Here is a 21380-nt window from a genome sequence, read left to right as displayed (position 1 = left end):
CGGCGGGTGACCGACGAAGCACAGCAGACGCTGGATGACGCGACCGCCGTGCTCCGCTCGGCCCTGGCCGGCGACGGCGACGCGGTGGTCGGCACCTTCGACGCGGTGGTGGACCGCTCCGGGCTGGCCGGCGCGTACGGGGTGGCCTGGTGCCTGGCCGCAGCCATGGTTGGCGACGACGCCCCGACCGGCGGCGCGGCCCTCGACTTCCCCGGCATCGACCAGGCCGCCTACGACACCCGCTGGGTGGCCCGTTTCGTCAGCGCGTACGCCAACGACGACGCCGACACCGGCGAGGCGCTCTTCGGGGCCGCGGTCGCCGACGGGCTGCTGCCGGACTGCCTGCTCACCCTCGCCGGGTCCACGGTGGCCACGTTGCGGAGCCGGGCCGGCTGACCACGCCACGCCACGCCGCGTCCGGCTCCTGGCGCTGTGGTAGCTCTGGTGCATGTCCGAGGCGATGCTCAGCAAGGTCCGCAAGCTGCTCGCCCAGGCCGAAGACCCGGCCTGCACGCCCGCCGAGTCGGCCGCGTTCATGGCCAAGGCGACCGAGTTGATCGCCCGCTACGGCGTGGACCGGGCGCTGCTCGCGGCCCGGGAACCGGCCACCGACCCGGTCGGCGACCGGGTGGTCGAGGTGGTCGCCCCGTACGCCCGGGACAAGGCCGGCCTGCTCGCCGCCGTCGCCGACCCGCTGCGCTGCCGCTGCGTACGACGCCGGCAGGGGACCGGTTTCGCGATGCATCTCTTCGGCTTCGCCAGCGACCTGGAACGGGTCGAGCTGCTCTTCACCTCGCTGCTGGTGCAGGCCGCGCACGGGCTGGCCGGTACCACGGTGCCGGCCGGGGACCATCCGGCCGCGTTCCGGCGTACCTGGCTGGCCGGTTTCGCCCACGTGGTGGCGGCGCGGTTGCGGGCGGCCGAGGCCGACGCGGTCGCCGGGTCCGGGGAACCCTCGACGGCGCTGGTGCTCGCCGACCGCTCCGACCGGGTCCAGCGCCGGCTCGCCGAGGTCTATCCCCGGCTGCGCACCGCCCCGGCGCGCCGGCTCGCCGGCTCCGGCTTCGGTCCGGGGGCGGCGGCGGGACGCCGGGCCGACCTGGGCGGCACGGGCGTGACCGGGGCCGACGCGACGCGCGGCATCGGGCGCTGACCCCTCCGGGCCGGACCGGCTCAGGCCGCCCGGCGGGCAACCGTGGCGAGGTAGCGGCAGAGCAGCTCGTGCCAGCCGGCGGTGAGCGCCTCGCGGTAGCCCTCGGCGGCCTCGCCGTGCCGGTCGAAGTTGCGGTGCTCGACCTCCACCCGGGTCCGGTCCGGTCCCTCGGGCAGGAAGAGCACCTCGACCTCGCTGGCCCGCGCCGGGTCGGGCACCGGCACCCGGTCCGGCCCGATCTGCCAGGTGAACACCAGCCGGCGGGGCGGGTCCCAGGTGAGCACCCGGCCGAAGTCGCTGCGGAAGCCGTACGGGCCGATCTCGTAGAGCATGCCGCCGGCGCGGGGCTCGACGCCCAGTTCGGCCAGGGCGTGCGGCCCCGACCAGGTGTACTCGCGCACCCACCAGTCGATCAGCGAGCCGGTGAAGACGGCGAAGGCCCGTTCGGCGGAGGCCGGGGCGAGGAGGCTGCAGCGGAGGGAGAAGCGGTCGAATTCCTGGCGGACCTCATCCGGATCGGCCATCTCCTGTCCCATAGGCCCGGACCATACCGGCTGATGCCTCGCTGCGCAGCTTCGCGCGCGCCCGCTCGTCGACACCCGTGAGAACGTTCTCCGGGCGGTCTGCGGTGACGCGGTCCGGGACGGATGCCGTGGCGCAAACCGGGTAACCGCCGCTGATCCGGCCCGCGCGGGCGGGCCAGCGGGGAGCGGGGAGCATGACCGAGAGCGCAGCCAACGAGCGGGAACCGGACCCGACCGGCGAGCGGCTGAGCCGCCGGGGTGGGGCGTCGGAACCGGACGTCCTGCTCGACATCCCGGAGGTGACGGTCGACCAGCTCCGGCTGGCGGTGGACGGGCTCGACGCGGACCTGTCCCTGCGCGCCCGGCTGGCGAACCTGGTCCAGCTCGACGCCGGGGTGCGGGTGCACCTGGAGGGCGTCGAGCTGGACGTCACCGGGGTGAGCGCCGAGGCCCTGCTCAAGGTGCGCCTGGAGAAACTGGTGCAGATCCTCGACCGGGCGCTGACCACCCTCGACCGGAACCCGCAGATCGTCGACGCGGTGGCCCGTGCGGCGGGCGTCACCGCCGAGGACGTGAACCGGCTGGCCCGGGAAATCACCGACGCTGTGGGCGAGCCGGTCGTCGACCAGGCCGGACAGCAGATCGGCACGGTGGGTGCGGTGGCCGACCAGGCGCTGCGGGAGCGGGCCGCCGCGCCGACTCCGCCCGCCCGGCCGCCGCAGGCCGGCGCCCGGTCCCCGGAGCCGCCCACCGGGCCGGCGGGGCAGCCGCCCGGGCCGGTTCCTCCGGCGGCGGGCGGGCCGGCGACCGGCGGCGGACCGCCGGAACCGACGGAAGCTGGCCCGGGTACGGAGGGCGCCAAGCGGGGCCCGGGGGGTGTCGGCGGTGCGGCACCGGCCGAGCGGGGCCCCGGCGGTGCGGCACCGGCTCGCGGCGGTGGTCAGGAAGGTGCTGGTCAGGGCGGGGGTGGGCCGGCTTCCGGGGCGGCCCAGCTCGCCGGTCAGGCCGGAGAGACCCTGCGGCAGGCGGGCCGCAGCGTGTGGGAGGCGATCCAGAGCGGGATGGGGCAGAACCGCGAGCAGCGTCCAAAGCGGTGAGGGCTCCTACGCCGGCTGCGGTCGTCGGCGAGCCGTTCCGGGGCCGGCCCGCCGAGGATCGGGCGACGTCGGATCAGGGCCGGGCGGGAGCGGACCGCCACCAGGCCGTACGCCGCAGCAGCAGCAAGCTCGCGACCGGCGCGAGGGTCACCGCGAGGGTGAGGCTGCTCGCCCCGTCCCGGGGCGTCCAGAGCACGTTGTCGCCGATCCCGATGGCGTGCGTGGTCAGCGAGGCCGCGACCAGCAGCCCCAGCGCCCCCAGCACGGCGCCGGTCCGGCGCAGGCGTCCCCGCGGCCGCCGAGACGGCCCCGGGCCCGGGTGGACGGGCGACGGCCGAGCCGGTGCGTGCGGGACAGACCTCGGTCGGGCGGGTACGTGCGGGACGGTCTGGCCGACCTGCGGAACCCCCGAGGGAGCAGCCGACGGGCCGGTGGTCTCCCCTGCCGGCACCGAACGGACGGTCGGGGACGTCGCCCCGGTCAGCCGCCCCTGGAGGGCGGTGAGGCCCCGGACGGCCCAGGCCACCGCCGGGGTGACCAGCAGCAGGACGAGGGCGGCATGGGTGGCCCAGGCGCCGGCCAGGGTCGGGCCGCCCCAGGAGTCGGCGTACCGGTCGGCCCAGATGTCGCCGTTCGACTGACCGAGGCCGAGCCAGGGGCGGAACGGGTACGCCAGCACGTTGATCAGCACCAGGAAGGCGAGCGTGCCGGTGAGCGCCGACCCGGCGACCGCCACCGGCAGGGCGAGCAGCGCGCGGGCGAGGCCGCGGACCCGGACGGGGCGGCGCAGGGCGGCGGGCAGCGCCGCCAGGGCGTGCGGTACCGCGACGACGGACCAGGCGAGGCGGCGGAGGGTCTCCGCCCGGTAGGCCATCCGCCACGGGGTGAGGGCACGGTGGACGAGGTGACGTGCGTCTCCGGCTGGGGTCATGCCGCCAGTCTTCGCCGCGGCGCGGGCGGGCACCATCGGGACGATCCCCGGGTCACCCCGGAGACCGGCCCCCTACGAGCGGTTCAGTTGGACGCTGTTCGCGACGGCGATCACCTGATCCCTGGTGAACGAGCGCGGCGCCATCAGCGTGAACCCGGATCCGTCGGCGAGCGTGGCGGTCAGCCGCCAGAACTGCTCGGCCTGGACGAGCCGGGCCGGACGCTTGTTGACCGCGACGGCATGCGCCGTCTGGAATCCCTCGATGTCGGAAACCGGGCTCGTGTCCGGCTCCGGTGTCCACTGCACGTGCAGGTCAAGGTCCGAGTTCGCCGGATCGCGGTAGGAGATGATCGAGCCGCCGTCCTTGAACCCGCCGAGTCCCCAACCGTCCGGGACCAGGCCGACAGCGACCTTGAAGGCGAGGCGCTGAGGCTGGTCCACCACCTGACGGGCGAGTCGTAGAACCGCCTCCACGCTGGCATGACGGCCGTTGCCGACGATCGTCACCCACTCGCCGGGTCGGCGCTCCCAGGTCAGCTGGACGGAGCCCCCGGCACCCGAGCCGTCCGGCACGGAGAGGATCCGGCCCGGCCGGCCGTCCACGCTGATGTCGCGCTCTCCCCGGATTGGCTGGTTCCCGCGCGCTGCACCGATCGTCAGCACCACGTCGCTGTCGTCCGGGGCCAGATAGATGGCGATGATGGGGCCACCGGGATCAGCGGTGAACGACGGCTTGCCGAGGTCCGGCAACGCATACGGGAATTCCGGTGCGGTCGCGGCGACCAGCTTGATGTGGCCCGGCGCAGCCGTCCGGGTGCCGGTGGGCCCGTCTGCCGTGACGGGCGGGCGGGGGGTGCGCTGCGGCGCGTCCGGCAAGACGGCGACCGCCGTCGCCGCCATCGCGATCAGCCCCACCCCCGTGAGGGCCAGCCGCGTCAGGAGCCGCCGCCGGCCCGGTCCGGCCGGGCCGAGCCGGCTGAGCAGAGCGGACCGGGTGGTGCGCGGCACGGCGGTGGAAGCGGCCGAGATCTCGGCCAGCACTCTGACCCGGGCGGCGTGCAGCGCTTCGTCGGACAGGTCCGGCGCGTCCGGACCGTGCGTCTCCAAGAACGTGACCTCGTTCATCGGTCCTCCTGTAGCGAATTCAATGCGGCACGCGTGAGCCGGCGGGCCCGGTTGATCCGGGAACGCACGGTTCCCAGCGGGATGTCGAGCGTGGCGGCGATCTCGACGTACGAGAGCTGCGCCCAGGCCAGCAGCAGCAGTGCGTCCCGGTCCATCGCCTTCAAGCCCGCCAGCGCCGCGGCGAGCGCGGATCGCAGTGCCTGGGCGTCCAGTCGGTCATCGGACGGGTCGTCCGCGTGCGAGCGGGTCTCGAGGAGCCCGGCCCGGGCCAGCGCCCGATACCGGCGTTCCTCCTGGCGTACGTGTCGGTGCAGGACGTTGGTGGCGATGCCGAACAGCCACGGCCGCACGTCGAGCCGCATCGGTCGGTACGAAGCTCGCCGGCGAAACGCGACCAGGAACGTCTCGGCCAGCAGGTCGTCGGCCGGCGCTCCGATCCTGCGGGCCAGGTAGCGATGCACGGCGGCGGCGTGCCGGTCGAAGATCGGCGCGAACCGTTCCGGATCTCGTATCGACTCGCGGATCAGCACGTCGTCGGCGACTTGCATCGGCTGCGACCGTAGTTCGTTCACGCCTGTTCATGCCCGATCCACGCAAGCAGGTTCACGGACGAGGACCGCGCCGCAGGGGACACAATTGCAGAGGACTTATGCATAAGTTAGTTTGCATTGATGGACGTGCCTTCTGAAGCCCGGCTCTCCGATCCCGAGATGTTGCGAGCGATGGCGCACCCGTTGCGGCTCCGGATTCTGGGGTCGCTTCGCATCGACGGGCCGGCCACGTCGGCGATCCTCGCCCGGCGGCTGGGCACCGACTCCGGCCAGACCAGCCATCACCTGCGCTACCTGGCGCGGTACGGCTTCGTCGAGAACGATCCGGACAAGGGCCGCGGAGCACGTGGCCGGGAACGATGGTGGCGGGCGGCGCACGAGGCGACCCGCTGGTCGGACACCGCCACCGGGCCGGAGGGGGCGGAGATCGCCACCGCCATGGACGGCGCCACCCGGCGGATGTGGGACGACGCCGTCGGCGCCTACTGGAGCCAGGTCTCGCGCAACGAGTGGAGCCCGCAGTGGCGCTCTGTGGCGGGGGGCGGCGACGGTGTTCTGCGCACCACCCCGGAACGACTTGAGCAGTTGCGATCGGACATCTGGCACCTCATCCGGGACGCCGACACCCCCGACGCGGGCGAGGGGTTCGAGACGGTCTTCGTCGTGTTTCAGGCCTACCCGTACCGGAGCGGAGCGCAGTGACCGCCTCGCTGTGGCGCAATCGCGAGTTCAATCTCCTCTGGACGGGCCAGGCCCTGTCCGAGTTGGGTGATGCGGTGGCGTTGCTCGCCATGCCGCTGCTCGTCCTGACGCTGACCGGTTCGCCGGTGGCCGCGGGGCTGGTGGGCACAGCCGCGGGCGCCGCGCGGCTGCTCTCCCGTCTGCCCATCGGCGTCGTGGTGGACCGGGTCAACCGGCGTCGCGCGATGATCGTCTCCGACGTGATCCGGCTCGGCGCGTTCGCCGGAGTCGGTGCGACGATCCTGCTGGACCGGGTGACGCTGCCGATCATCGTGGCCCTCGCGGTCGTCGACGCGATCTGTGGATCCCTCTTCGGCACAGCCGAGCATGCCGCGCTGCGCAGCATCGTGCCCGTGGCGCAGCTCCCGCTGGCGATGGCCCGCAACGAGGCCCGCGGCTACGGAACATCGCTGGCGGGCCCGCCACTCGGCGGGCTTCTCTTCGGCCTCGCGCACTTTCTGCCCTTCCTCGGCAACGCGATCTCCTACCTGGCGTCGTTGATCGGGGTCCTGCTGATCCGCAAGCCGTTGCAGTCGCGGGTGGGCCGGGAGGAAGGCAAAGGCGGCTACGCCGCAGCGATCGGCGAAGGTCTTCGATTCGTGCTCACCAATCCGTTCCTGCGTGCCGTCGTCATCATCTCGGCGCCGCTGAACTTCGCGTTGACCGGCGTGACCTTCGCCATCGTGGTGACGCTGCAGCGCAACGGTACGGAGCCGACGGTTATCGGCGTCGCCGAGACGCTCGTGGCAGCGGGCGGGCTCCTCGGCGCCTTCGTGGCGCCGTTCTTCCAACGTCGGCTCGGTCTCGCCGCTCTGGGCCGGCTGATCTGCTGGGCCGCGACGCTCATGCTGGGTATCAGCGCGCTGCTGACCTCGAGCGTCGTGGCAGCCATCCCGGTGGCATTCGTCGTCTTCCTCGGACCCGCCTGCAACGCCGCATTGTTTGGCCATCAAGCCGCCATCACCCCCGATCGGCTCCAGGGTCGGGTGCTGAGCGTCATGTTCCTGGCGTCCAACTCGGCGGCGGCCCTGGCACCCGTACTGGTCGGCTTGATGGTTTCGGCTTGGTCGGGATCGGTAGCCATCGCGGTGTGCGCCGGCGCGGTCGGGATCTCCGCCCTCATCGCAACGTTGGGATCCGGTCTCACGACGGTGCCCACGCCGGTCGAGGACGCCATGGAGGGGAACTACGAACAGCCGGTGGCGAGCTCGTGAGGACGAGATGGTCGGCCAGAGGCGGCCATCCTGCGCTGTACGCCGTCCGGCCGCCTACGGTTAGGGGGTCAGCGGGTGCTGTTCAGCGCAGTCCGCATCGCTTGAGGATGTCGATGATGATCGCCGCCTTGCCCTGGACGTACAACGCCATGTCCATCGGGTGTTCCTGGGCGACTCGGTGCTTCTCGGCCGCGTAGCGATCGCGATCCTCAGGGTGGGTGCGAAGCCAGTCTCTGAGGATCAGGTGGCGGAGGTACTCATCGCAGTCAGGGCCGAAGACGTGCAGATTCACGCCGTGGTCGTGGGTCCAGAGGCAGCGGTGCTGGTACCAGTCGGGGTCGCGGGTGCGTAGGAAGTAGCCGGCGTTTTCCAGTGGCGGCACGTAGGCATCTTCATCTGCCGGGTCCGCAACGATGAGGTCGATGTCGAGTCGATTCTTGGCCGCCAGACCGGGCACGGCGGTCGACCCTACGTGTTCGACCGCAAGCGCCTTCGCACCGAGCGCAGCCCGGATGGCCGCCTCCTCCTTGGCGAACATTGCGGGCCACTCAGGGTTGTAGGCGTCGATCGTGATGGGTGAGGTGACGTTCGCCGGACGGTTGCCGACTGCTCGCTTCGCAGCCTTGTCGCCGGTGAGCTCCAGCGATGCCTTAGGCAGAGGTGGAATGCGCATTGGAGGCACCTTAGTGAGATCATCGGTGATTCGCAGCCCCGCCCGCCTAGCTGCATGGGGGAAGTTCGCGGAGGGGTTCCGCCGGCGCGGGCGACGCCACCGGACTGTGGCCACAGCCAAGATCGGTGCTTCCGCCGGCTTCCCGCACGAAGAGGTCTGGGCTGTACAGCCAGTCGTACAGCCAAGCCTGCCGACGAAGGTGGTCCGAGGGCGATGGCGGGCGACACAGCGAGCAGGTCCGCGACCGCTACGTAAGCCCGGACCCTCTTCGGGAGCCACACGTGGGAGCCATCGGGGCGGACTGGACCATACGGCGTTGAACCGATGAAGTTGCCAGGGGTGCGAGTGCGATTAGGAACGGCCATCAGCGGGATTACGGGGGCACGAGGGTCAGACCGGACAGGCGGCGCTTCGGGCGCAACGCAACAGCGCCGACCGGCGTTTCCGCTGGTCGGCGCTGAGGTAGCCCGGCGAAAGGCTATGTGGCCAGGGGCGGGGTCGAACCGCCGACCTTCCGATTTTCAGTCGGACGCTCGTACCAACTGAGCTACCTGGCCGTGCCGCTCGGCTCATGCTACCGCACGGGCCGATACGCAGAACGCCGCGCGTGAGGGCGCGGCGTCAGCGCTTGCGGTCCTGACGGGACTTGAACCCGCGACCTCCGCCTTGACAGGGCGGCGAGCACTCCAACTGCTCCACAGGACCTAGCTGGTGTTGCATCCGGCCTGAGCCGGACCGTGCCCCCAACGGGATTCGAACCCGTGCTACCGCCTTGAAAGGGCGGCGTCCTGGGCCGCTAGACGATGAGGGCGGCCCCGCCATCATTGCACACTCGCAACTTCAAGCGGACTTGCTCCCATCCGGCCCCGCCGGAGGCATGAGAAGCATATGTCATGCCTCCTCGGACGACCAAACCGGTATGGCTACCGGCACACCGGCGGACGAAACCGCAGCTCAGAGGGGGTGTCACCGGAGCCTGGAGATCCCGTACCGGCGGCGGAGGTCGGGAATCAGGGTCCGGCAGGCCGCGATCGTCTGGCTCCGATCACCACCCGCGTCGTGCATCAGCACGACCGAGCCGGGGCGGCTCGCCGACTCCACCCGCATGATGATCGTCTTCGCCGGCGGGCGGTCCCAGTCCTGCGGGTCGACGCTCCAATGCAGCGGTCGCATGCCGAGCTGGGCCGCCACCGCCACCTCCTCGGCCGTCCACCGGCCGCCGGGCTGGCGGAACCAGGCGATCCTGGCCTTCGGCACGGCGGCCCGGATGGCCTGATTCGTCCGCACCATGTCGGCCTTGATGTCCGCCACCGGGCGGCGGCCGAGGTTCATGTCGTGCCGCCAGCTGTGGTTGCACAGCTGGTGGCCCTCCCGGACGATCCGGGCCACCAGCTGCGGGTAGCGCCGGGCCTCCTTGCCGACCAGGCAGAACGTCGCGGTGACATGCGCCGCCCGGAGCTGGTCGAGGATCTGCGGCGTCCAGCGCGGGTTCGGCCCGTCGTCGAACGTGAGCGCCACCCCCCGGTCGCCGCTGTGCCGGTGCAGCCCGGCGGGGAGGTTCTTGGGCAGCGGGCGCAGCTGCGGCTTCGGCGGGGTGGTCCGGCTGGGCCGCGGCTTGGGGGTCGGTCGCGGCGGGGTGGCCGAGGCGGCGGGCGGGGCAACCGCCTGGGACGGGGTCTTGCCAGGTTCGCCACAGCCGGCCAGGAGCATGATCAGGCCGACGGCGAGCGCCAGCACGGCGCGTGGACGCATCGTCGCTCCCGGAGGGGGTCGGGGGTACGCGGACTTTCCCGACGGTAGTGGACGAAGCGTCGATCCGGGAGGGGCGGTCAGTCGGTCGCGGACTGGTCCAGGGAGTCGCGCACGGCCAGCGCCAGCGAGACCGCCTCGGTCAGATCCACCGGGCGGACCACCCCGGCCGGCAGCGTGTCGGCCCGCCAACCCGGCCCGGCGGCGAGCACCAGCAGCGGCCGCCGCGGGGCGGCGAGCAGCGCGGAGAGCTGGTGCGGATCGGCGGTGGTCCGGGTGTGCGACCAGAGCACCACGGCCGCCGGCCCGGTCCGGGTGACCGCCTCGACCAGGGCCGTCACCGGCACCCGCGCGCCCAGCATCCGATAGGTCACCCCGGCCTCGGCGAGGGCGGCGGCCAGCGCCTCCAGCGGTAGGCTGTGCTGCTCCTCGTCGGCGCAGGAGAGCAGGATGCGGGCAGGTCCGGTGGTCGGGTGGGCCCGGGCCGCCGCGGCGAGCGCCTCCGAGACACACCGGGACATCAGGTGTTCCACCTCGATCAGCCCGGCGGTGGCGGCGTGCCGCTCCCCGATGCCGGCGAGCACCGGCCTGAGCAGCCCGTCCCAGGTGGCGACCACGCCGTCGGTGGCGAGGGTGTGCGCGATCGTCTCGCTGATGGCCACCGAGTCCAGCCGCATGGCGGCCCGGGCCAGCCCGCGGGCGACCGGGCCGGCCCGGCCGACGGGGATGGTCGTCCCGCCGCCGTCCCGGGTGCCGGCCGGCCCGACCGCGCCGGGTCGATGCGCGGCGGCGGACCCGCCGAGCCGGAGCTGCGCGCTGAGATCGGACGGGACGACGGCGGGCGCCTGGCGGGCCCAGCGGGCCGCCTCGGCCGGGGTCACCCCCTCTGCGGTGAGCCGCCGCATGATCTCCAGGCGCGCGAGGTCGGCCGGCGTGTAGCGCCGGTGGTGCCCCGGTACGTGCTCGCTGGGGCCGAGGCCGTAGCGCTGGTGCCAGGTACGCAGCGTGGTGACCGCGACGCCCAGGCGGCGCGCGACGGCTCCCGCGCTCAGCGCCTCATCGGCCACCCGACCGCTCCGGTGCCTCGTCGGCCGGCGTGCCGGACGGAACGGCGCGGGACGCGTCGGCGGCGGGCGGTGCCGGCCGCAGCAGCCGGTTCACCACCCCGCCCAGCCACGGCGCGTACGCGCGGGGATCGGTGTCGAGGTCGCCCTCGAGGTGGCGCGGGTCGGCCCAGCGCAGGTCCGCCACCTCGTCCGGGTCGGGCCGGGTGGGCAGGTCGGCCGGCACGTCGGCGCGGAGCACGTGGTCGTACTCGAACTCGACCCGGCCGGTGGCCGGATCCTCGGCGTAGTAGACGTACACGCCGACCTCGGTGAGGTCGACCGGGCCGATGCCGAGCTCCTCGGCCAGGCGGCGGTTGGCGGCCTCGGCCAGGGGCTGGCCCGGCATCGGGTGCCCGCAGCAGGAGTTGGCCCAGCGCAGCGGGAAGCGCGTCTTCGCGGCGGCCCGCTGCTGGAGCAGGATCCGTCCCTCGGGGTCGACCAGCAGCACCGAGAAGGCGCGGTGCAGCCGGCCCGGCGGCTGGTGGGCGGCGGCCACGGTCGTCTCGCCGAGCGCGTGTCCGGTGTCGTCGACCAGCTCGACCAGGTGCCCCTCCCGGGCCGTCATGAGGCTCTCCCGGTGATCCGCGAGGCAGTCAGCTTGCCGCTGATCAGCACCATCGGCACGCCGACGCCGGGTTGGGTGCCGGAGCCGACGAAGACCACGTTGCCGAGCGTCCGGTGCAGGTTGGCCGGCCGGAACGGCCCGGTCTGGAAGAGGTTGTGCGCGGCGGCGAACGGGGTGCCGGCGGCCATGCCCTGCTCCGCCCACTCCGCCGGGGTGACCGCGCGCAGGACCTCGATCCCGTCGCCGAAGCCGACGTAGCCCCGCTCCTGCAGGGTGTCGATGAGCTGGTCGGCGTACCGGTGGGTCAGGTCGCCACGCCAGTCGAACGGGCCGCGGTCGAGGTTCGGCACCGGGGCGAGCACGTAGTAGGTGTGCCTCCCGGTCGGGGCCACCGACGGATCGGTCCGGCTCGGGTTCGTCACCAGCAGCGACGGGTCCGTCATCAGCTCGCCTCGCCGGATCACCTCGTCGAACGTGCCCTTCCAGGCACGTCCGAAGTGGATGTTGTGGTGGGCGATCTTGCCATAGCCCTGCCGGGACCCGATGTGCAGCACCACGCAGGAGGGCGAGTAGGTGAGCTTCCGCTCCCGGCCGGGGGGCAGCAGGTCGCGGTAGGCGACCGGCAGGTCGGGGTTGAGCACCACGACGTCCGCGGGAACGAATTCGCCGTCGGTGGTGAGCACGCCGGTGGCCCGGCCGTGCGCGGTCTCCACCCGGCTCACCGTGGTGCCGTACCGGATCTGCACGCCGTGCTTCTCCGCCGCGCCGGCCATCGCCCGGGAGACCGCGTGGATGCCGCCGCGCGGGAAGCACACTCCGGCCACCGAGTCGAGGTACGCGATGACCGCGTAGATGGCCAGCGCGTCGTGCGGCGCGAGCCCGGCGTACATGGCCTGGAAGGAGAAGATCCGCTGGGTACGCGGGTCCTGGAAGAACTGGTTGATCTTCGTCTGGAGCCGCCGGAACGCCCCGTTGCCCAGCAGCCTCAGCAGGTTGCCGGTGAGCAGGTCGGTCGGCGCGTCCAGGTTGCGCTCGATGAAGTCGGCGCGTTCCCACCGCCACAGCTTCCGGGCGTAGTCGACGAAGCGCAGGTAGCCGTCGGCCTCGCGGGGGCCGCAGACCCGGGCGATCTCGGCGGCCATCCGGGTGGTGTCGGTGATGACGTCGAGGGTCGACCCGTCCGGGTAGTACGCCCGGTAGGCCGGGTCGAGCGGGGTCAGGTCGAGCCAGTCGGTCAGCTCCTCGCCCACCGCGCCCAGCGCCTCGGCGATCAGGTCGGGCATGGTGAGCACGGTCGGGCCGGTGTCGAACTCGTACCCGTCGACGCTGAGCCGGCCGGCGCGGCCGCCCGGCACCGGCTCGCGTTCCAGGACGGTCACCTGCCGGCCACTCCCGGCCAGGTGCAGCGCGCAGGCCAGCCCGCCGAGGCCGGCGCCGACGACCACCACCCGGTCCGTGCGTCCGGTCACGGTGCGCACGTGACCACCTCCCTCATGAAGTTGCCCATCATGCCCGCCGCGTGGTGGCGGCGGTGGCGAGACCCGTCAGCGCGGTGCGCGCGGTTTCGTCGATCGGCGCGGTGTCGAGCGCGGCGAGCGCCTCGGCGACCCGGTCGGAGATCATCCGTTCCACCCGGGACACCGCCCCGGTGTCCCGGACCAGTTCGGCCAGCCGGGCCACCTCGGGGGACGCGGTGACCGCGCCGACCCGGTCCAGCACCCGGCGCTGGGTCGGGGTGGCGAGCTGCCGGGCCAGCATGAGCAGCGCGGTCGGCTTGCCGGTGCGCAGGTCGTCCCCGGTCGGCTTGCCGGTGGTGGCCGGGTCGCCGTACACGCCGAGCAGGTCGTCGCGGAGCTGGAACGCCTCGCCGACGGCCAGCCCGTACCGGGTGTACGCGGCGATCAGTGGCGACTCCGCGGCGGCTCCGGCCAGGCCGGCGCCGAAGAGCAGCGGACGCTGGACCGTGTAGCTGGCGGTCTTGTAGCGGGCCACCCGCAACGCCCGGTCCACCGACCAGTTCGCCGCGTCGTGCTCCCCGAGGACGTCGAGGAACTGTCCGGCCACCGTCTCCACCCGCATCCGGTCGTAGCAGCGCCGAACGTCGAGCAGCCGGGCCGGCGGCACGCTGGCGTGCGCCATCAGCCGGTCGGCCCAGACCATGCAGAGGTCGCCGACGAGCACCGCGACGGCATCGCCGTACCGGTCCGGGTCGCCGGTGTGCCCGGCGGCCCGGTGCCGGGCGGCGGCGGCACGGTGCGCGGTGGGCAGCCCGCGTCGGGTGTCGGAGCCGTCCATCACGTCGTCGTGCACCAGCGCGAAGGTGTGCAGCAGCTCCAGCGCGGCGAGCGCCGGCAGCACCGTGGACAGCGGCTCGTCGCCGCCGGCCACCCCGCGCCATCCCCAGTACGCGAACGTCGGGCGGACCCGCTTGCCGCCGGCCAGCACGCAGTCGCGTGCCGTCGCGGCGAAACCGCCCATCGCCGCGTCGATCTCGGTGAGCGAGTCGACCTCGGCGGCCAGGAACTCCGCCAGCGTCTCGTCGACCGCCTGGACCAGGTCTTTCGTGAACGCGGCCAGTACGCCGCGGACCGGATCGTCCGTCGCTCCCGGCTGTGCCGGCGCGACGCGGAGCGCATTACCCGCAACTGCGTCGTTGGCCATGTGGGCGAGCGTACCCTAGGGTTACGAGTTGCGTCGATTGGTGCGTCGAATCCGAGGAGGGCCGGTGGACACGGATCTCACCGCTGCCTATGACCGTTGCCGCGAGCTGCACCGGCGGCACGGCCGTACCTACTATCTCGCCACCCGACTGCTCCCGGCCTGGAAACGGCGGCATGTGCACGCCCTGTACGGCTTCACGCGCCACGCCGACGAGATCGTCGACCGCACCGAGGACCTGCCGCCCGCCGCGCGCGCCGCCCGACTGGAGGAGTGGTCGGCCCGGTTCGTCGCCGGCCTGCGTGGCGAGCCGGTCGACGATCCGCTGCTCCCCGCGGTGCTGCACACCATCGCGGTCTTCGACCTGGACCGCGGCGACTTTGCGTCGTTTCTGCGCAGCATGGCGATGGACCTGACGGTGCCCTCCTACCCGACCTACCACGACCTGCTCGACTACATGGAGGGCTCGGCGGCCGTCATCGGCACCATGATGCTGCCGATCCTGGGCAGCTCCGACCCGGCCGCCGCCCGCGAACCGGCCCGCCAGCTCGGCTTCGCGTTCCAGCTCACCAACTTCATCCGGGACGTGGCCGAGGACCTGGACCGGGGCCGGACCTACCTGCCCGACGAGGACCTGGTCCGCTTCGACGTCACCCGGGAGGACCTGCTCGCCGCCCGGGCCGCCGGCCGCACCACCCCGAAGATCCGCGAGCTGATCGAGTACGAGGTGGCCCGCGCCCAGGCCCACTACCGGGCCGCCGCGCCGGGCATCCCGCTGCTCACGCCCGCCTCGCAGGCGTGCATGCGCACCGCTTACGCGCTCTACGGCGGGATCCTCGACGAGGTGGCTGCCCAGGGCTACGACGTCTTCGTGCGCCGCGCCCGCGTACCCGGGCGGAAGCGGACGGCGGTCGCCGCCCGGGCGCTGCTCACCCCGGCCGGCACGCCGGTGGTGGTCCCCGGCCCGGCGCTGCGGCCGGCCCTGGTGGGGGCATGAGCGAGCGTACGGCGGTCGTGCTCTTCACCCGCGACCTGCGGGTGCACGACCACCCGGCGCTGGCGTCGGCGTGCTCGGCGTTCGACCGGGTGGTGCCGCTCTACGTGCTCGACCCGGCGCTGGCCCGGCTGTCGGCGAACCGCATCTGGTTCCTCCACCAGAGCCTGGCCGAGCTGCGCGAGGCGCTCCGGAAGCGGGGCGGGGACCTGGTCGTCCGGCGCGGCGACCCGGTGGCCGAGACCATCACGCTGGCCCGCGCGGTCGACGCCGAGGGGATCGGCCTCTCCGCCGACGTCAGCCGGTACGCCCGGCAGCGGGAGCGGCGGCTGCGTGAGGAGTGCGCGCGGCACCGGATGTTCCTGCGGCTCTTCCCCGGCGTCACCGTCGTCGAGCCGGGCGGGCTGACGCCCGGTGGCGGCGACCACTACAAGGTGTTCAGCCCGTACCACCGGGCCTGGCTGGGGGCGCAGCGGCGGGAGGAGTTGGCCGCCCCGCGCCGGGTGCGGCTGCCCGAGGGGGTCGACCCCGGCCGGCTGCCCGCGCCGCCGAAGGGGGATTCCCCGGACGCGGCGTCCGGCGGGGAGAGCGTCGCCCGGCGCCGGCTCACCCGGTGGTTGCCCACCCTCGGCCGGTACGACGACATCCACGACGACCTGGCCGGTGACCAGACCTCCCGGCTCAGCCCGTACCTGCGCTTCGGCTGCCTCTCCCCGCTCGCCGTGGCGAACCGGGCCGACGACCCGGCCGGGCCGTTCGTCCGTCAGCTCTGCTGGCGGGACTTCCACTACCAGGTCACCGCCGCCTTCCCGGACATCGCCAGCAAGGCCTACCGGCGCGGGGCGCGAGAGGACTGGCGGTACGACACGCAGTCCCTCGACGCGTGGACCGAAGGGCGGACCGGGATGCCGATCGTCGACGCCGGGATGCGGCAGCTCCGGGCCGAGGGGTGGATGCACAACCGGGCCCGGCTGATCACCGCCGGCTACCTGACCAAGCACCTCGGACTGGACTGGCGTCCCGGGCTGAAGGTGTTCCACCGCTGGCTGCTCGACGGGGACGTGCCGAACAACTCCGGCAACTGGCAGTGGGTCGCCGGCACCGGCAACGATCCCCGCCCGCACCGCGGCTTCAACCCGGTACGCCAGGCGGAACGCTATGACCCCCACGGCGCGTACGTCCGCCGCTGGGTGCCCGAGCTGACCCCGGTCGAGGGGCGGGCGGTGCACCAGCCGTGGCGGCTACCCGCCGAGCTGCGCCGCACCCTCGACTACCCGCCGCCGTTGGAGGTCCCCGGCACCGACCCGGTCTGGCTCCGCTGACCCCTCCTCACAGGCAGGAGTGCAGGGCCTCCACCAGGTCCTCGACCCGGTCGTGGTCGGCCAGCCGTGCCGTCGCGTAGGCGAAGGTGTAGCCGCGCTCCGGGTCGGCCCAGGCGCTGCTGCCGCCGATGCCGCCCATGCCCCAGCTCCCGTCGGGCTCCCAGCCCATCCCCAACGTCCAGTACTTCCGCTGGTTCAGCACCAGGTCCGGGCCGTCGTACTGGACCCGGGTCGCCTCGGCGACCAGCTCCGGGCTGAAGAGGCGTACCCCGTCCAGGGTGCCGCCGGCGAGCAGGCCGGCGTAGAGCCGGGCCAGCGCGGACGCGGTGGCGTGCAGGTTCACCGCCGGGATCTCGGCGGCGCGCCACCGCCGGCTGTTCACCACCGCCACGTCCCGGCCGCCGGGCGGGTTGTCCAGCGCCCGGGCGCGCAACGACCCCGGCTCGCCGAGCATCCGATCAGGCCAGGCCGGATCGGCGTACGACAGGTCGGCGCAGCGCCGCTGGTCCGCCGGGGCCAGCCCGAAGGCCAGGTCGAGGCGCCACGGCCCGGCGATCTCCTCGGCCAGGAACCGCCCCACCGGCCGCCCGTCCACCCGGCGAACCAGCTCGCCCACCAGGTGCCCGTACGTCCAGGCGTGCTCGCCCGCGACGGAGCCCGGCGTCCACTCGGGCTCGGCGGCGGCCAGGTCGGCGCAGAGCAGCGCCCAGTCGGCGACCGCCTCGGCGGCCCGGGGCACCGGGAACGCCGGCAGCCCGGCGGTGTGGTTGAGCACCTGCCGCACCGTGGCCGGCGCCCGGAACTCCGGCCAGTACGCCGACGCCGGCGTGTCGAGGTCCACCCGGCCCCGGTCGACGAGGGTGAGCAGGCAGAGCGCGACCACCGGCTTGCCCACCGAGTAGACGTTGACCAGGGTGTCGGGCCGCCACGGATCGTCGGCGCCCACCGCCGGCACGACCGCGCCGGGCGCGACGGCGGCGCGGCTGCCGCCGAGCAGGTCGACCACCGGCTGGCCGTCGTACCAGACGGCCAGCGCCGCGCCGGTCTCCCGGCCGGCGCTGAACAGGTCGTGGAAGCAGTCCCGGACCGGGGCGAAGCGCGCGTGCATCCGGCCACCGTAGTGGTCCACCCGGTTACCGGCCCGGGAATTCCGGCGCGGACTGGTCGCGATGGCCGCCCCGGTGCGGAATGCTGGCGGGATGGCGGATCCGGAACTGGTGGACGTGGTCGTGCTCGGGCTCGGGGTCGGCGGCGAGGAGGTGGCCGGGCGGCTCGCCGAGGCCGGCCTCACCGTCGTGGGGATCGAGCGGAACCTGGTCGGCGGCGAATGCCCGTACTGGGGCTGCGTTCCCAGCAAGATGATGATCCGGGCGGCCAACGCGCTGGCCGAGGCGCACCGGCTCAACGAGCTGGCCGGCTCGGCCGAGGTGCGGCCCGACTGGGCGCCGGTGGCGAAGCGGATCCGCGAGGAGGCCACCGACACCTGGGACGACAAGGTGGCGGTGGACCGTTTCACCGGCAAGGGCGGCCGGTTCGTCCGGGGCAGCGGCCGGCTCGACGGCCCGAACCGGGTACGCGTCGGCGAACAGGTCTTCCAGGCCCGGTTCGGGATCGTGCTCGGCACCGGCACCCGCCCCTCGGTCCCGCCGATCGACGGTCTGGCCGACACCCCGTACTGGACCAACCACCAGGCCATCGAGGCCGAGGAACTGCCGGAGTCGCTGCTGGTGCTCGGCGGCGGGGCGATCGGACTGGAGCTGGCGCAGGTCTTCGCCCGGTTCGGCGTCCGGGTGACCGTGGTCGAGGCGGCCGACCGGGTGCTCGCCGTCGAGGAGCCGGAGGCCTCCGAGGTCGCCGCGACGGCGCTGCGCGCCGACGGGGTGACCATCGAGACCGGGGTGAGGGCCGAACGGGTCAGCCACGACGGCTCCGGCTTCACCGTGCACGCGGGCGACCGCGGGTTCACCGCCGACCGACTGCTCGTGGTGACCGGGCGCAAGGCGCACCTGGACGAGCTGGGCCTGGACACCGTCGACGTGAACGCCGGCCAGCGCTACCTGCCGGTGGACGGGCGGATGCACGTCACCGACGGGATCTGGGCGGTCGGCGACCTCACCGGCGAGGGCGCGTTCACGCACATCGCCATGTACCAGGCGGGGATCGTCGTCGCCGACGTGCTGGACCACATGCGACGGACCAAGGGCGGCCCGGACGCCAGCGGCACCGCCAGCGTGATGGGCGGTGCGGCCGGGGTGGTCAGCGCGGTCGGCGGGGCGATGAGCGCCGGTGGGTCGACCGCCGCGCCGGGCAGCGTGCCGGTCGCCGACTACCGGGCCCTGCCCCGGGTCACCTTCACCGACCCCGAGGTGGGCGCGGTCGGCCTCACCGAGCAGCAGGCCCGCGACCGCGGCATCAACGTGCAGATCGGCCACACCGACCTGACCACGTCGGCCCGGGGCTGGATCCACAAGGCCGGCAACGCGGGCTTCATCAAGCTGGTCGCCGACGCCGACCAGGGGGTGCTGGTGGGCGCCACCTCGGTCGGCCCGGCCGGGGGCGAGGTGCTCTCCGCGCTGGTGGTGGCGGTGCACGCGGCCGTGCCGATCAGCCAGCTCCGCCACATGATCTACGCGTACCCGACCTTCCACCGCGCCATCGAGGACGCGCTGAAGGCGTTGAAGTAGCGTCAGTCGGCGGGTGCGCCGTGCCGGCCGGCGCCGGCGGCGAACCGGGCTGCGCCGTACCCGCCGTCCACCACCAGGGACTCCATGCCGAAGGCGAGTTCGGTGGCCATCGCCTCCGGCTCGGGCAGCCCGGCGTTGGCCAACAGCGCGGCCCGGTCGTTGCGCAGGCAGGTCTGCGGGAACCGGGCGATCTCGGCGGCCAGCCGCTCGGCCGCCGCCCGGGCCTCACCCGGCGCGACCAGCCGGTTGACCAGACCCATGGCGTACGCCTCGTCGGCGGGGACCGGGCGGCCGGTGAGGATCAGGTCCATCGCCCGGCTCTCGCCGATCAGCCGGGGTAGCCGCACCGTCCCGCCGTCGATCAGCGGTACGCCCCAGCGCCGGCAGAACACGCCCAGCGTCGCGTCCGACTCGGCGACCCGCAGGTCGCACCAGAGCGCCAGCTCCAGGCCGCCGGCCACGGCGTACCCGGAGATCGCGGCGATGACCGGCTTGGACAGCCGCATCCGGGTGGGGCCCATCGGGCCGTCGCCCTCCGGCTCGACCCGGTTGCCGCGCGGCGTACCGATCGCCTTGAGGTCGGCGCCCGCGCAGAACGTGCCGCCGGCGCCCCAGAGCACGGCGACCGCCGCGTCCGGATCCGCCTCGAAGGCGCGGAAGGCGTCCGCCAAGGCCCGCGCGGTCGGGCCGTCGACGGCGTTGCGGGCCTCCGGCCGGTCCAGGATCACCGTGGTCACCGGCCCGGCGTGCTCGACACGTACCCCCATCGGGTCAGCATGCCCTCGACGGCGCCCGCCGCGCCAGGCTTCCCGCGCCGACGGGGTCAGCCCGTCGGCTTCCGCCCAGCGGCGGGCGCTGCGTCGTCGTAGTCGTCGTGCACGGCGTCGCTCCCGGTCCTGATCTGGTGACTCCTCCGGAGAGACTACGAACTTGATGACCTGGATGGATCAGGCACGGCAACCCGGTGGGTCAGCCCCGACGTACGGGGAGCCAGCTGGTGGCGGTGATCAGGAGGGCCAGGGCCAGCATGAACAGCGTGACGGCGAGCGCGTAGGGCAGGTGGACCAGGAACGGCACCTGCTGAAGCAGGAGACTCACGCCGATCAGCGCGACGCTGCCGCCGGTCCGGACGGGCTGGCTGCGCGCCCTCCGGCCCGGACGCGCGAAGCGGAGCCAGACCGGCGGGAACCGCCGGGTCACGGCGGTCCGGACGCCGACCACGATCGCGAAGGAACTCAGGGCCACCGCCACCAGGCGGAGTAGGCCCAGCACCGCGCCGTCGTCGAACACGCCCATCCCGCCATGATTCGACGGGCGGTCAAGTGCCTCAGGCGCGGGCCGGCGGGTGGCTGAGGAAGGCGCGCCAGGCGGTGGGGGTGAAGGTGAGGGCCGGGCCGGTCGGGTCCTTGGAGTCGCGGACGGCGACCACGCCGGGCAGGTTGTCGGCGACCTCGACGCAGGCACCGCCGTTGCCGCTGCTGCGGCTGCTCTTGCGCCACCGGGCGCCCGTCAGCTCCATGTCTCCGCCACTTCCGTGATGAGATCGACCGACTGCCAGTGGGAGAGCGCCTCGCCACGCACGTTCTCCCAGGCGGCCATTATCGCCGCGAGGTCATCGACATCGCTAACCACTTGTCCCTGGACCTGGTTGTCGAGGTAGCCGGCGAGCCGGTGGTCCGGGCACTGCGCGATCACGAACGGCCCGTTCAGCCCGGCGTAGGCGCCGACCGAGGACGGGACGACGTGCACCCGGATGTGCGGTTCCGCGCAGGCGGCGAGCACGGCCTGCAACTGCTCGTGCATCGTCGCCCGGCCGCCGACGGGTCTACGCAGCACGGCTTCGTCGATCACTGCCGTGAACTGCGGCGGGTCGTCTCGGCGCAGGACGCCCTGGCGGTTGAGCCGCGTGGTCAGGTGCCGGTCGATGTCGACTCGTGGAATCAGGCCGGCTCCGGTGAGCACCGCCCGGGCGTAGGCCTCGGTCTGGAGTAGACCCGGCAGGACGAGGGATTCAAACCACCGCAGAGCGACCGCCTCGCGTTCGATCTCCTGCCAGGGGCGGAACCAGACCGGGTCACGACGTCTTGACGTGTCCGGCCAGATGTCCGAGACGTCCCGGCCGAGCACCTCGGCCGCCGCCAGCCGATGCCGGGCATGCGGGATCCGGCCCTCGCTGAGCCAACGACCCGCCGTCTTCGGATCCACGCCCACTCGCTCCGCGAGCGATTCGGTGGTGTGCCCGGTGTCGCTGAGCGCCACCCGCAGCGCGTCGTTCACGGCCCCTCCATCGGAC

23 protein-coding genes and 3 tRNA genes are annotated in these 21380 nt (G+C 73.5%); 8 read left to right on the top strand and 18 right to left on the bottom strand.

Annotation, left to right across the window (positions count from 1 at the left end; genetic code table 11):
* Positions 1 to 6: 6 nt before the first annotated feature.
* Both ACZ6S5_RS00830 and ACZ6S5_RS00825 read left to right on the top strand, forming a co-directional pair.
* A complete protein-coding gene (locus ACZ6S5_RS00830; protein WP_465996338.1) occupies positions 7 to 396 on the top strand; it encodes a hypothetical protein in 390 nt (129 codons plus the stop codon).
* A 52-nt stretch (positions 397 to 448) separates the two neighbouring features.
* A complete protein-coding gene (locus ACZ6S5_RS00825; RefSeq protein WP_465996336.1) occupies positions 449 to 1153 on the top strand; it encodes a DUF2786 domain-containing protein in 705 nt (234 codons plus the stop codon).
* 20 nt (positions 1154 to 1173) lie between these two features.
* On the opposite strand, the gene ACZ6S5_RS00820 is transcribed toward ACZ6S5_RS00825, so the two are convergent.
* Entirely contained in the window at positions 1174 to 1689 is a 516-nt protein-coding gene (locus tag ACZ6S5_RS00820; RefSeq protein WP_465996334.1) for an SRPBCC family protein, read from the bottom strand.
* 182 nt (positions 1690 to 1871) lie between these two features.
* Here ACZ6S5_RS00820 and ACZ6S5_RS00815 point away from each other — a divergent pair, with 182 nt between their 5' ends.
* Complete coding sequence (locus ACZ6S5_RS00815; protein WP_465996333.1) at positions 1872 to 2774, top strand: hypothetical protein; 903 nt, start codon at positions 1872 to 1874, stop codon at positions 2772 to 2774.
* A gap of 73 nt (positions 2775 to 2847) precedes the next feature.
* On the opposite strand, the gene ACZ6S5_RS00810 is transcribed toward ACZ6S5_RS00815, so the two are convergent.
* From ACZ6S5_RS00810 to ACZ6S5_RS00800, 3 genes are all read right to left on the bottom strand, one after another.
* Positions 2848 to 3705 (bottom strand): hypothetical protein, encoded by an 858-nt coding sequence (locus tag ACZ6S5_RS00810; RefSeq protein WP_465996331.1) that lies wholly within the window; start codon positions 3703 to 3705, stop codon positions 2848 to 2850.
* Between the two features lie 72 nt (positions 3706 to 3777).
* Positions 3778 to 4830, bottom strand: coding sequence for a hypothetical protein (locus ACZ6S5_RS00805; RefSeq protein ID WP_465996329.1), 1053 nt, complete (start codon positions 4828 to 4830; stop codon positions 3778 to 3780).
* Positions 4827 to 5378, bottom strand: coding sequence for an RNA polymerase sigma factor (locus ACZ6S5_RS00800; RefSeq protein ID WP_465996327.1), 552 nt, complete (start codon positions 5376 to 5378; stop codon positions 4827 to 4829). Before ACZ6S5_RS00800 ends, ACZ6S5_RS00805 begins: the two co-directional genes overlap by 4 nt.
* A 123-nt stretch (positions 5379 to 5501) precedes the next feature.
* On the opposite strand from ACZ6S5_RS00800, the gene ACZ6S5_RS00795 reads away from it, so the two are divergent.
* Both ACZ6S5_RS00795 and ACZ6S5_RS00790 read left to right on the top strand, forming a co-directional pair.
* Complete coding sequence (locus ACZ6S5_RS00795) at positions 5502 to 6083, top strand: helix-turn-helix domain-containing protein (protein ID WP_465996325.1); 582 nt, start codon at positions 5502 to 5504, stop codon at positions 6081 to 6083.
* Positions 6080 to 7336, top strand: coding sequence for an MFS transporter (locus ACZ6S5_RS00790; RefSeq protein WP_465996323.1), 1257 nt, complete (start codon positions 6080 to 6082; stop codon positions 7334 to 7336). The genes ACZ6S5_RS00795 and ACZ6S5_RS00790 overlap by 4 nt, the downstream gene beginning before the upstream one ends.
* Before the next feature lie 82 nt (positions 7337 to 7418).
* On the opposite strand, the gene ACZ6S5_RS00785 is transcribed toward ACZ6S5_RS00790, so the two are convergent.
* The 9 genes from ACZ6S5_RS00785 to ACZ6S5_RS00745 all read right to left on the bottom strand — a co-directional run bounded on the left by ACZ6S5_RS00785 (position 7419) and on the right by ACZ6S5_RS00745 (position 14090).
* Positions 7419 to 8009: a GrpB family protein gene (locus tag ACZ6S5_RS00785; protein ID WP_465996321.1), complete on the bottom strand. Its 591-nt coding sequence runs from the start codon at positions 8007 to 8009 to the stop codon at positions 7419 to 7421.
* Between the two features lie 483 nt (positions 8010 to 8492).
* Positions 8493 to 8566: transfer RNA gene (locus tag ACZ6S5_RS00780), tRNA-Phe, on the bottom strand.
* Between the two features lie 74 nt (positions 8567 to 8640).
* A tRNA-Asp gene (locus ACZ6S5_RS00775) sits at positions 8641 to 8714 on the bottom strand.
* 33 nt (positions 8715 to 8747) lie between these two features.
* Positions 8748 to 8820 (bottom strand) — tRNA-Glu (locus ACZ6S5_RS00770).
* Positions 8821 to 8975: 155 nt separating this feature from the next.
* Positions 8976 to 9761: a polysaccharide deacetylase family protein gene (locus tag ACZ6S5_RS00765; protein WP_465996319.1), complete on the bottom strand. Its 786-nt coding sequence runs from the start codon at positions 9759 to 9761 to the stop codon at positions 8976 to 8978.
* A gap of 77 nt (positions 9762 to 9838) precedes the next feature.
* Complete coding sequence (locus ACZ6S5_RS00760) at positions 9839 to 10825, bottom strand: MerR family transcriptional regulator (protein ID WP_465996318.1); 987 nt, start codon at positions 10823 to 10825, stop codon at positions 9839 to 9841.
* A complete protein-coding gene (gene idi, locus ACZ6S5_RS00755) occupies positions 10815 to 11429 on the bottom strand; it encodes an isopentenyl-diphosphate Delta-isomerase (protein WP_465996316.1) in 615 nt (204 codons plus the stop codon). The genes ACZ6S5_RS00760 and idi overlap by 11 nt, the downstream gene beginning before the upstream one ends.
* Positions 11426 to 12907 carry a phytoene desaturase family protein gene (gene crtI / locus ACZ6S5_RS00750; protein ID WP_465996314.1) on the bottom strand — a complete coding sequence of 494 codons (1482 nt, stop codon included), beginning with the start codon at positions 12905 to 12907 and terminating at the stop codon, positions 11426 to 11428. Before crtI ends, idi begins: the two co-directional genes overlap by 4 nt.
* A gap of 28 nt (positions 12908 to 12935) precedes the next feature.
* Positions 12936 to 14090, bottom strand: a complete 1155-nt coding sequence (locus tag ACZ6S5_RS00745) for a polyprenyl synthetase family protein (protein WP_465996313.1) — start codon at positions 14088 to 14090, stop codon at positions 12936 to 12938.
* Positions 14091 to 14154: 64 nt separating this feature from the next.
* Here ACZ6S5_RS00745 and ACZ6S5_RS00740 point away from each other — a divergent pair, with 64 nt between their 5' ends.
* Positions 14155 to 15084, top strand: coding sequence for a phytoene/squalene synthase family protein (locus tag ACZ6S5_RS00740; RefSeq protein ID WP_465996311.1), 930 nt, complete (start codon positions 14155 to 14157; stop codon positions 15082 to 15084).
* Positions 15081 to 16403, top strand: coding sequence for a cryptochrome/photolyase family protein (locus ACZ6S5_RS00735; RefSeq protein ID WP_465996310.1), 1323 nt, complete (start codon positions 15081 to 15083; stop codon positions 16401 to 16403). The genes ACZ6S5_RS00740 and ACZ6S5_RS00735 overlap by 4 nt, the downstream gene beginning before the upstream one ends.
* A 7-nt stretch (positions 16404 to 16410) precedes the next feature.
* On the opposite strand, the gene ACZ6S5_RS00730 is transcribed toward ACZ6S5_RS00735, so the two are convergent.
* The gene (locus ACZ6S5_RS00730) at positions 16411 to 17511 is read right to left on the bottom strand and encodes a serine hydrolase domain-containing protein (RefSeq protein WP_465996309.1); all 1101 of its coding nucleotides are present in this window, start codon (positions 17509 to 17511) and stop codon (positions 16411 to 16413) included.
* 91 nt (positions 17512 to 17602) lie between these two features.
* Here ACZ6S5_RS00730 and ACZ6S5_RS00725 point away from each other — a divergent pair, with 91 nt between their 5' ends.
* On the top strand, positions 17603 to 19087 hold the full coding sequence (locus tag ACZ6S5_RS00725) for a dihydrolipoyl dehydrogenase family protein (RefSeq protein WP_465996308.1): 1485 nt from the start codon (positions 17603 to 17605) through the stop codon (positions 19085 to 19087).
* A gap of 2 nt (positions 19088 to 19089) precedes the next feature.
* Here the strand turns inward: ACZ6S5_RS00725 and ACZ6S5_RS00720 are convergent, their stop codons facing one another.
* From ACZ6S5_RS00720 to ACZ6S5_RS00705, 4 genes are all read right to left on the bottom strand, one after another.
* Positions 19090 to 19854 carry a crotonase/enoyl-CoA hydratase family protein gene (locus tag ACZ6S5_RS00720; RefSeq protein ID WP_465996306.1) on the bottom strand — a complete coding sequence of 255 codons (765 nt, stop codon included), beginning with the start codon at positions 19852 to 19854 and terminating at the stop codon, positions 19090 to 19092.
* Positions 19855 to 20056: 202 nt separating this feature from the next.
* Positions 20057 to 20383 carry a hypothetical protein gene (locus ACZ6S5_RS00715; protein ID WP_465996304.1) on the bottom strand — a complete coding sequence of 109 codons (327 nt, stop codon included), beginning with the start codon at positions 20381 to 20383 and terminating at the stop codon, positions 20057 to 20059.
* 31 nt (positions 20384 to 20414) lie between these two features.
* The gene (locus tag ACZ6S5_RS00710) at positions 20415 to 20606 is read right to left on the bottom strand and encodes a DUF397 domain-containing protein (protein ID WP_465996302.1); all 192 of its coding nucleotides are present in this window, start codon (positions 20604 to 20606) and stop codon (positions 20415 to 20417) included.
* Positions 20597 to 21364 (bottom strand): helix-turn-helix domain-containing protein, encoded by a 768-nt coding sequence (locus tag ACZ6S5_RS00705; protein WP_465996300.1) that lies wholly within the window; start codon positions 21362 to 21364, stop codon positions 20597 to 20599. The genes ACZ6S5_RS00710 and ACZ6S5_RS00705 overlap by 10 nt, the downstream gene beginning before the upstream one ends.
* Positions 21365 to 21380 lie beyond the last annotated feature (16 nt).

Source organism: Micromonospora sp. NPDC051924, assembly GCF_055586005.1.
Note: the sequence above shows the minus strand (reverse complement) of the source record. Positions and strands in the feature narration are given on the sequence as shown.

Coding starts and splice junctions, on each gene's coding strand:
- ACZ6S5_RS00795 (WP_465996325.1), top strand. CDS start 5,502: ATGGACGTGCCTTCTGAAGCCCGGCTCTCCGATCCCGAGATGTTGCGA.
- ACZ6S5_RS00725 (WP_465996308.1), top strand. CDS start 17,603: ATGGCGGATCCGGAACTGGTGGACGTGGTCGTGCTCGGGCTCGGGGTC.
- ACZ6S5_RS00825 (WP_465996336.1), top strand. CDS start 449: ATGTCCGAGGCGATGCTCAGCAAGGTCCGCAAGCTGCTCGCCCAGGCC.
- ACZ6S5_RS00815 (WP_465996333.1), top strand. CDS start 1,872: ATGACCGAGAGCGCAGCCAACGAGCGGGAACCGGACCCGACCGGCGAG.
- ACZ6S5_RS00715 (WP_465996304.1), bottom strand. CDS start 20,383: ATGGGCGTGTTCGACGACGGCGCGGTGCTGGGCCTACTCCGCCTGGTG.
- ACZ6S5_RS00745 (WP_465996313.1), bottom strand. CDS start 14,090: ATGGCCAACGACGCAGTTGCGGGTAATGCGCTCCGCGTCGCGCCGGCA.
- ACZ6S5_RS00820 (WP_465996334.1), bottom strand. CDS start 1,689: ATGGGACAGGAGATGGCCGATCCGGATGAGGTCCGCCAGGAATTCGAC.
- ACZ6S5_RS00810 (WP_465996331.1), bottom strand. CDS start 3,705: ATGACCCCAGCCGGAGACGCACGTCACCTCGTCCACCGTGCCCTCACC.
- ACZ6S5_RS00735 (WP_465996310.1), top strand. CDS start 15,081: ATGAGCGAGCGTACGGCGGTCGTGCTCTTCACCCGCGACCTGCGGGTG.
- ACZ6S5_RS00730 (WP_465996309.1), bottom strand. CDS start 17,511: ATGCACGCGCGCTTCGCCCCGGTCCGGGACTGCTTCCACGACCTGTTC.
- ACZ6S5_RS00785 (WP_465996321.1), bottom strand. CDS start 8,009: ATGCGCATTCCACCTCTGCCTAAGGCATCGCTGGAGCTCACCGGCGAC.
- ACZ6S5_RS00765 (WP_465996319.1), bottom strand. CDS start 9,761: ATGCGTCCACGCGCCGTGCTGGCGCTCGCCGTCGGCCTGATCATGCTC.
- ACZ6S5_RS00805 (WP_465996329.1), bottom strand. CDS start 4,830: ATGAACGAGGTCACGTTCTTGGAGACGCACGGTCCGGACGCGCCGGAC.
- ACZ6S5_RS00710 (WP_465996302.1), bottom strand. CDS start 20,606: ATGGAGCTGACGGGCGCCCGGTGGCGCAAGAGCAGCCGCAGCAGCGGC.
- idi (WP_465996316.1), bottom strand. CDS start 11,429: ATGACGGCCCGGGAGGGGCACCTGGTCGAGCTGGTCGACGACACCGGA.
- ACZ6S5_RS00720 (WP_465996306.1), bottom strand. CDS start 19,854: ATGGGGGTACGTGTCGAGCACGCCGGGCCGGTGACCACGGTGATCCTG.
- ACZ6S5_RS00800 (WP_465996327.1), bottom strand. CDS start 5,378: ATGCAAGTCGCCGACGACGTGCTGATCCGCGAGTCGATACGAGATCCG.